The following is an 8,622-nucleotide window of genomic DNA, read 5'->3' on the forward strand; positions in this document are numbered from 1 at the left end:
GGGCGGGGGCGGTACCGGCCGCGGGGACGGCGGGCAGGGCCAGCGTCCTGTCGTGCGTGAGGATCGACTGCTGCAGCCGCTGCAGGGCCAGGCCGGGTTCGAGCCCCAGCTCCTCGACGAGGGTCGTGCGTACGCGGCTGTACACGTTCAACGCGTCGGCCTGGCGGCCGCACCGGTAGAGCGCGAGCATCAGCTGGCCGCAACTGCGTTCGCGCAGCGGCTCGGCCTCCACCAGCGCCTCCAGCTCGCCGAGGACCGCGTGGTGGCGGCCGCAGGCCAGCTCCGCCTCGCAGTAGTCCTCCACGGCGTCGAGCCGGGCGTTCTGCACGGCCGTCACCTCGGGCCAGGCGAATCCGGCCTCCATGAGATCCGCCAGCACCGGGCCCCGCCACAGTGCCAGCGCGTCCCGCAGGAGGACGGCCGCCTCCTGCGGCGCGCCGGTCGTGAGCTTCGCCCGTCCTTCCGCCACGCGCCGGTGGAACAGGAAGAGGTCCACATCGTCCGGGTTCACCCTCAGGACATAGCCGGGGGCCTGGGTCAGCAGTGTCGTCTGCTCGGTCTCGCCGCCGTCGGGGAACAGGGCGCCGCGCAGGCCCCACACGGCGTTCTGGAGTATCTTCCGCGCCGAGGCGGGGGCGTCGTCCCCCTCCCACAGGGCGTTCAGCAGCCGGCTGGTGGCCACCACCCGGTTGGCGTGCAGCAGCAGGAAGCTCAGGGTCGCGCGTTGCTTGGTCCCTCCCAGAGCGATCATCCGGTTCCCGGAGACGGCCTCCAGCGGGCCCAGCATCCGGAACTGCAATGTTTCCCCCGTGGTGTTGTGCAAAGAACTCTCCTCACCCCACGCCGCCGGGCCCTCGCGGACGCGCATCCCCTGGTGCGCCTGTGTGTCAGGGCGGCAGTGTCAATGTGGCACGGCCCTGTCGGAGAGTCGTGGGAGCCGAATGGAGGTCCGCTGGAAGACCCGTCGACAATTTTTGTACTCGGGTACACCCCTACCGGCGGAAACCGAGCGCGCGGTCTGTATTGTCGGGTGGGGGCCGTCGGTCGTACCGGTCCGGCGGCGAACGGGGAGGGAGCCGCATGAAATGGAGAGAACTGACGGCGGAAGGCGTATCGGCGAGGCCGGCTCACCGGAGAGAGCCGACGGCGGAGGAACCGTCGTCGGAACCTGATCACCGGGCGGCGGCCGCCCGCGTGCTCCAGGAGCTCGGGCCGTGCCTGTTCGCGTCACTGCCGAGAATCGACCAGCGGCACAAGGCCGGTCAATACGTCCAGGGCCTGCTCGCCGCCGAGGGCCGCAAGACCCTGCGCAACATCGCCGCCCAGCTGGGCGGCGAGGCGGCCCAGCAGAGTGTGCATCACTTCATCAGCGGATCCTCCTGGGAGTGGGAGCCGGTCCGGCAGTCGCTGGGCCGGAGCGCCGAGCGGCTGGTGGGACCGCAGGCATGGGTGGTGAGAAGTACCCTCATCCCCAGATCGGGGGCCCAGGCGGCCGGTGTGGCACGGCACTTCCTCCCGCACCTGGGCCGGACCGCCAAGGCCCAGCAGGCGCTGGGCGCCTGGCTGACGTCCGAGCGGGCCGCGGTGCCCGTCGACTGGAGGCTCGTCCTCCCGCGGAGCTGGCGCGACGACCCGGGCCGCCGTGCCCGGGCGAACCTCCCGGCGGACGTCAAGGTCTCCACGGCGGGGGAGTACGTCCGCGATTCCGTGCCGGGCGCCGTCGGCTCCTGGGCGCTGCCCCGCCTCCCGGTCGTGCTGGACGTGCCGCAGCTGTGCCCGTACGAGCTGGTCAGCGGCCGTGACGGGACCGGCCGGCCCCTGATCATGAGCGTCTGCCCGGACACCGTCCTCACCCTGGACGAAGCCGTGCTGCCGGGGGCCGGTACCCAGGAGATGCCGGCGTGGCGGATCGTCGACTCCATGAAACGGCTCTGGCACCGCACGAAGGTGCCGGGTCCCGGCGGGGGCGGCGTCGAGGGCATGCTGGCGGCGGTGCCCGTGAAGGCGTGGGTCGCCGACTGCGCCGGGGACGGACCGCCGTTCCTGCGGGCGCTGCTGCTGGCCGAGTGGTCCGCCGCGGACCGCCGCCCCACGTGGTTCTGGCTGACGGAGGCCACGGACGTGCCGCCCGCGCACCTGCTGCGGCTGACCCGGCTCTCCGGCACGGTCACCCGCGAGTTCACCGAGGTGTCCGAACGGGTGGGGATGCGGGACTTCGCCGGCCGCTCCTTCCAGGGCTGGCACCGGCACATGACCCTGGCCTCGGTGGCGCATCTCGCCATGGCGACCGCCGCGGCGAGGCACCGGGCGGCCGCGCACGGCCCCCTGTCCGGCGTGGCATAGCGCGCCTCAGTACGCCCGGGACGTGGCCGGTGCGACGCCGTCGAGCCGGTGGAAACCGCGTCGGTAGTAGACCAGCGGCTCGCCCTCGTGCTCCTCGGCGAAGGACACCTCGCCGAGGAGGATCAGATGGTCGCCACCGGGTATCCGGCGTTCGGTGCGGCACTCCAGGCGGGCGAGCGCCCCGGGCAGCAGCGGCAGCCCGCGTGCCGACCGTTCCGTCTCCAGGCCGGTGAACTTGTCCGTCCCCTTGCTGGCGAAGCGGCCCGCGAGCTCCTCCTGGCCGCGGGCCAGCAGGTGGACGACGAAGCCGTCCGACGTGTCGAAGGCGTCGAAGCAGTTGGCGCTGTTGTCCAGGCACACCAGCACCAGCGGAGGGTCGAGGGACACCGAGGAGAACGAGCTGGCGGTGAAGCCGTGGCTCCGCCCCCGGGCGTCGGTGGTGGTCACCACCGTGACTCCGCTGACCCAGTGGGCGAGCGTGGCACGGAAGAGGTCGGAAGAGATCGTCTCTGTGAGCACGGCCCCAGAGTGCCCGGCGTCCTTCGAAGGTTTGTCGTGGTGCGGTGGAGCGGCACTGCGGGAGCCGGTGGAGCGGGCCCCGCGGCCACCCCCGAAGCCTGACCCGTCAGTAATTGACATTCCTGGAAGGCGTTTCTGGGGTGGCCCTCCGTCTCCGCCTACGGTCTGAACCAATGCGGATGCGTCATGCAAGTAAATCCCACCATGCGGTACCAGGAGCACGTCATGCAGTTCAACCTCATCGGCCCGTTCGAGATCGTCACCGACGACGGCAGACGGTGTGTGCCGAGTACGCCCAAGGTCTTCCAGACGCTGGCCTTCCTGCTGACCCGGCCGCGCGACGTCGCCCCCGTGGACCTGCTCGTACAGGAACTCTGGGGCAAGAACCCGCCGCGCACCGCCCTGACCACCCTGCAGACGTACATCTACCAGGCGCGCCGGATGCTCGTGAGCGAGGGGCTCGCCAAGACCGGCCGGGACTTAGTGGTGCGGCGCTCGCCCGGCTATCTGATCGACGTCGAGGACGACGTGGTCGACAGCAAGATCTTCGAACGGCTGGTGACGCTCGGCCAGGACGACCTGCGGGAGGACCGTCCCGAACGGACCCTCGAACACCTCGACCGCGCCCTCGCGCTGTGGCGCGGCCCCGTCCTCTCCGACATCCCGGCCGGTGACATCCTCGCGGGCCGCATCGCCCGCCTGGAGGAACTGCGCATCTGGGCCCTGGAGTTGCGCATCGAGGCCGAGCACCGGCTGGGCAGGCAGCGCGAGACCATCCCCCATCTGCGCATGCTCGTCAGCGAGTTCCCCCTGCACGAGTGGTTCCACGGCAGGCTCATCGCCGCCCTCCACGCCTCGGGACGCCGCGCCGAGGCGCTGCAGTCCTACCGCGACCTGCGCAGGATCCTGGACGAGGAACTGGGCGTCGAGCCCGCGCCGGAGATCCAGCAGCTGCAGCAGGAGATGCTCAGCCCCCGTCCGCCCGCGCCGCAGGACTCCCTCACCGCCACGGGCCGGCGGCAGCCGAACCGGCTCATGCCGCTGTGGACGACGCCCGATCTCATCTGGTGACCGCGCGGTGGTGCCGCCGAACTGGCCGGATCCCGAGGGGATCCGGCCGTTCGGCGTCGGCTTCCGCGCGCCGGACACCGCAGCGGAAGAGCCTGTTCCGTCGGCCGGGCCCGCGGAGGGGACCGTTCATTACCGGCCAATGGGCAGCAGGTGGCCGACGGTCGGTTACGGTGCAGCCGCGTTCGCTCCGGCGCGCTGCCGCCCGTCCGACGCCGTCCGTCCGACGTCGCTCGTCCGATGCCGTCCCTCCGACGCCGCCTTCGACGACAGATCCAAGGAACTCATCATGACTGCTGAAAACTCCCCGACCGCGACCGAAGCCGGAGCCGGAGCCGGCCGGGCAGTGGTGACACGCCGTTCGGTGCTGCGGACCGCGGGCTTCGCCGCGCTGGCCTTCGGCGCGGCCGCGGCGGGCGCGAACTCCGCCCACGCGGCCTCGGGCACCGGGTCGGCCGAGGAGGGAGGCGCGTTCGACGCCATCGTCATCGGCGCCGGCTTCGCCGGTGTCACGGCCGCCCGCGAGCTGCGCGCCCAGGGGCTGCGCCCGCTGATCCTGGAGGCCCGTGACCGCCTGGGCGGCCGGATCTGGACCGACACCTTCGCCGGTGAGCAGATCGAGCTCGGCGGAGCCTGGGTCTCCGAGCGGCACGCCCTGGTCCAGAAGGAGCTCCAGCGCTACAACATCGGGCTCGTGACGGACCCCTCCGCGGAGGTCTCCATAGGTCCGACGACCACCGGATACCGCCCCTTCGCCCCGGCGGAGGCCGGTGCCCGGCAGAGCGCGCTGCTGGGCAAGCTGTTCGCCGGGGCCGAGGAGGTCTTCGAGCGCCCCTACGAGCCGCTCTACCGCAAGGACCTGCTGGCCACCTACGACCGGCTCTCCCTGCGCGACCGCATCAACGAGCTGAAGCTGTCCGCCGAGGACGAGCTGTGGATCAGCGGTGAGCCCGCCGCGTACTCGGGCGGCGACAGCGCCCTCGGCGCGTGGACCAACCTGGCCCAGTGGTGGGCGCTGGCCGGTGCCAGCCCCGAGGGCTGGTTCGGCCTCATGGGCCGCCGCCCCGTGACGGGCATGACCGGCCTGCTGAAGGCCATCCTCGCCGACGCCGGTGCCGATCTGCGCCTGAACTCGCCCGTCGCCGCGATCGCCGACGACGGCCGCCGCGTACGCGTCACCACCCGCGCGGGCAAGACGTTCTCCGCCCCGGTCGCCGTCGTGGCGGTCCCGGTCAACATGTGGAAGACGATCACCTTCACCCCCGGCCTGCCCGCGGTGCACGCCGCCGCGACCGCGCAGGGCGTGGGCATCCACAACAGCAAGAAGTTCTGGATGCGCGTCCAGGGCGCGACCAGCAGGATCGCCGCCTCCGGGCCCGAGGGCAGCATCGTGTCCACGCTGCTGTCCCGCACGCAGTTCGCCAACGGCGAGCAGCTGATGATCGGCTTCAGCGCCGACCCCGGCCTGGACGTCACCAACCGCGCCCAGGTCCAGCAGGCCGTCCGGCAGATGGTCCCGGGCCTGACCGTCGTGGACATCAAGGGCCAGGACTGGGGCAACGACAAGTGGTCCGGCGGCAGCTGGGGCTTCCGGAAGCCCGGTCAGCTGACGGCCCAGTACCCGGCCATCCAGCAGCCCTTCGGCAAGCTGTCGTTCGCCACCGACGACATCGCCAACGGCTGGAGCGGCGGCTTCATCGACGGCGCGATCGAGTCCGGGCTGCGCGCCGCCCAGCAGGCTGTCAAGTCCGCCTGACCGGCGGGGAAACCACACCACAGGGGCGGCAGGAACCAACCATGAGCAAGGCAGAGTTCGACTACGTGATCGTGGGCGCCGGCTCGGCGGGCTGCGCGCTTGCCGCCCGGTTGTCCGAGAACCCGGGGACGCGCGTCGCCCTCGTCGAGGCCGGCGGCGCGGACACCGACCCCGCCGTCCGGATCCCGGCGGCCGCCGCGAGCCTGTTCGGCACCGCGTACGACTGGGGCTACGGCACCGTCCCCCAGGCCGGGCTGGGCGGCCGCGCAGTGCCCTGGCCGCGCGGCCGGACCCTGGGCGGCTCGTCGGCGGTCAACTTCCTGATGTGGGTGCCGGGCCACGCCGAGGACTACGACGCGTGGGCCGACGCGTCCCGCGGCCTCTGGTCGTGGGACGCGGTCAGGCCCTTCCTGCACCGGGCGGAGCGGTGGGCCGGCGCCCCCGGCACCGGGGAGGTCTACGGCACGGAGGGCCCGTTGTGGATCTCGCCGCCGCGGAGTCCCGACCCGAGCACCGCCCGCTTCCTGCGGGCCTGCGGGGAGCTGGGGCTGGCGGAGATCACCGGCGGACTGGGCGGGCCGGAGCACACCGGCTGCGCGCTCACCCCGCTCACCGAGCGGGACGGCGCCCGCTGGAGCGCCGCGGACGGCTATCTGCGCCCGGCCATGGAGCGCGGGAACCTGGAGGTCCTCACCGGCGAGCCCGTCCACCGGGTGCTCCTGGAGGACGGCCGGGCCACGGGTGTCCAGCTCGCCGACAGGACCCTGACCGCGCGCCGTGAGGTCGTCCTCAGCGCGGGCACCGTCGGTTCGGCGCAGCTGCTGATGCTCTCCGGCATCGGTGACACGGAGCACCTGCGGGCGGCCGGTGTGCGGCCGCGCGTCCATCTGCCCGGTGTCGGACGCAATCTCCAGGACCACGTCACCGTGGACGTGATGATGCGGGCGACCGGACCGGTCCCGCTCGCCGACGCCGACACCCCCGCGAACCGGGAGCTCTACGAGCGCGAACGGCGCGGCCCGCTCAGCTCCAACATCGCGGAGGCGGTGGCCTTCGTCCGCACGGACGGCGGCCCGGGCGCGCCCGACGTGGAACTCATCTGGGCACCCGTGGCCGACAGCGAGGAGGTCGGCGGGCGGGGCCTGACGACGGCGGTCGTGCTGCTCAGGCCGGACAGCCGCGGCAGCATCACGCTCGCCGGTGCCGACCCGGCCCTCGCGCCGTCCATCGACCCCGGATACCTGAGCGCGGACGGCGACGTCCGCACCCTCATGGCCGGAGTGCGGTTCGCGGAGCGGCTGTTCGGCACCGAGTCACTGCGCGGACTGGTGGACGGTCCCGCCGCCCCGTGGCCCGGGCCGGTCGCCGACGACGTGCTGGAAGGGGTCGTCCGTGAGCGGGCGTCCACCCTTTTCCACCCCGTCGGCACCTGCAGCATGGGCCTGCCGGACGACGAGCAGGCGGTCGTCGACCCCTGGCTGCGGGTGCGCGGGGTGGAGGGCCTGCGGGTCGCGGACGCCTCCGTCATCCCGCGCGTGCCCCGGGGGCACACCCACGCGCACGCCGTCATGATCGGCGAGCGGGCCGCCGAGCTGATCCGGGGCGCGGCCGGCTGAACCGTCGGCATCCGTCGGCATCCGCCGGCAAGCGGTCGGCAACCCGTCGGCATCCGGGCGGAATTGACCGGCACCGGCCGACGCGGAATTGATCAACGCCGTCGGCGGTTTGCCGGTCCGGCGGGGCCGCATCACCCCGCCGCTCCGCCTGGTTCGGAGGATCAGCACAGAAAGGGCAGTCTTGTTCAGAAAACTCCTCCCCTTGGCCCTCGCGACGTTCGCCGTCGGCACCGACGGTTACGTCATCGCCGGACTGCTCCCGTCCATCGCCGCCGACCTGCATGTCACCGTCCCCGTCGCGGGCCAGCTCGTCACCGCCTTCGCCCTGACCTTCGCCGTCTCCGCCCCGGTCCTCGGCGCCGCGACCAGCGCCCTGGACCGGCGCACGGCCCTGCTCCTGGCGTTAGGCGTCTTCATCGTCGGCAACGCGGCCACCGCCGTGGGCACCACGTACGAGGTCGTCCTGGCGGCCCGCGTCGTGACCGCGGCCGGTGCCGGGATCATCACCTCGGCCGCCTCCAGCACCGCCGCGGCCATCACCCCGCCCGAACGCCGGGGCCGTGCCCTCGCCTTCGTACTCGGCGGGCTGACGCTCGCCACCGCCCTCGGCCTGCCCCTGGGCACGCTCATCGGCGACGGCGACTGGCACCTCACCCTCTGGGCCGTGGCCGCCCTCGGCCTGGTCGCGGCCCTCGGCATAGCCGTCGGCCTGCCCAGGATCACCCTCCCGGCCGCCACGCTGCGCGAACGCTTCCGCCCCCTGAAGGAGACGTGGGTCCTCGGCGTCCTCACCGTGTCCGTCCTCTTCTTCCTGGGCACGTACGTGCTGTACACCTACGTGGTCCCCGCCCTCGACCGCGCCACCGGGGGCTCCGGCTCCCTGGTCACCCTCATCCTGCTGGCCTGGGGTCTGGGCACCCTCGGCGGCAATCTCCTGGCCGGGCGGCTCGTGGACCGGCACGCGCCCGGCAGGATCCTGGCCTGGTGCCTCGGTGCGACCGTCCCCCTCCTCGCCGTCACCCCGCTGGCCACCTGTCACCTCGCGACCGCCGTCGTGTGGGCCGTGGCCTGGGGCGTGTGCGTGGGCATGCCCGTCGTCCCCCAGCAGCACCGGCTCATCGCGCACGCCCCGGCCGCCGCGCCCGTCCTGCTCGGCCTCAACTCCTCGTCGGTCTACGTGGGAGTGGCCCTGGGCGGTGCGCTCGGCGGTCTGACGCAGGACCGCTTCGGCCTGCGGCCGGAACAACTGGGCCTGTTCGCGGCCGCGGTCGTCGCGGTGGCGTTCGTCCTCACCTTCGCCACGCTCCGGCCCTCCCGCCC

Annotated in this window: 7 protein-coding genes; 5 read left to right on the forward strand and 2 right to left on the reverse strand. The window is 72.9% G+C overall.

Annotated features, from left to right (window positions below; all coding sequences use genetic code 11):
- Nucleotides 1–823, reverse strand: an 823-nt coding sequence (locus K6I34_RS25225) for an AfsR/SARP family transcriptional regulator (RefSeq protein WP_229328749.1), incomplete at its 3' end; no start/stop codon positions are given.
- Between the two features lie 257 nt (nucleotides 824–1,080).
- On the opposite strand from K6I34_RS25225, the gene K6I34_RS25230 reads away from it, so the two are divergent.
- A complete protein-coding gene (locus tag K6I34_RS25230; protein ID WP_229328752.1) occupies nucleotides 1,081–2,343 on the forward strand; it encodes a transposase in 1,263 nt (420 codons plus the stop codon).
- Between the two features lie 6 nt (nucleotides 2,344–2,349).
- Here the strand turns inward: K6I34_RS25230 and K6I34_RS25235 are convergent, their stop codons facing one another.
- Complete coding sequence (locus K6I34_RS25235; protein WP_229328755.1) at nucleotides 2,350–2,862, reverse strand: flavin reductase family protein; 513 nt, start codon at nucleotides 2,860–2,862, stop codon at nucleotides 2,350–2,352.
- A gap of 225 nt (nucleotides 2,863–3,087) precedes the next feature.
- Between K6I34_RS25235 and K6I34_RS25240 the strand changes: the two genes are divergently transcribed.
- The 4 genes from K6I34_RS25240 to K6I34_RS25255 form a co-directional block, all read left to right on the forward strand.
- On the forward strand, nucleotides 3,088–3,933 hold the full coding sequence (locus tag K6I34_RS25240; RefSeq protein ID WP_229328757.1) for an AfsR/SARP family transcriptional regulator: 846 nt from the start codon (nucleotides 3,088–3,090) through the stop codon (nucleotides 3,931–3,933).
- A 286-nt stretch (nucleotides 3,934–4,219) separates the two neighbouring features.
- Nucleotides 4,220–5,686 (forward strand): NAD(P)/FAD-dependent oxidoreductase, encoded by a 1,467-nt coding sequence (locus K6I34_RS25245; RefSeq protein WP_229328760.1) that lies wholly within the window; start codon nucleotides 4,220–4,222, stop codon nucleotides 5,684–5,686.
- Between the two features lie 41 nt (nucleotides 5,687–5,727).
- Entirely contained in the window at nucleotides 5,728–7,302 is a 1,575-nt protein-coding gene (locus K6I34_RS25250) for a GMC family oxidoreductase (protein ID WP_229328762.1), read from the forward strand.
- Between the two features lie 202 nt (nucleotides 7,303–7,504).
- On the forward strand, nucleotides 7,505–8,622 hold a 1,118-nt coding region (locus K6I34_RS25255; RefSeq protein ID WP_229328765.1), incomplete at its 3' end, for an MFS transporter.

Source organism: Streptomyces sp. UNOC14_S4 (assembly GCF_020740835.1).
GTDB lineage: Bacteria > Actinomycetota > Actinomycetes > Streptomycetales > Streptomycetaceae > Streptomyces.

Coding starts and splice junctions, on each gene's coding strand:
- K6I34_RS25230 (WP_229328752.1), top strand. CDS start 1,081: ATGAAATGGAGAGAACTGACGGCGGAAGGCGTATCGGCGAGGCCGGCT.
- K6I34_RS25240 (WP_229328757.1), top strand. CDS start 3,088: ATGCAGTTCAACCTCATCGGCCCGTTCGAGATCGTCACCGACGACGGC.
- K6I34_RS25250 (WP_229328762.1), top strand. CDS start 5,728: ATGAGCAAGGCAGAGTTCGACTACGTGATCGTGGGCGCCGGCTCGGCG.
- K6I34_RS25245 (WP_229328760.1), top strand. CDS start 4,220: ATGACTGCTGAAAACTCCCCGACCGCGACCGAAGCCGGAGCCGGAGCC.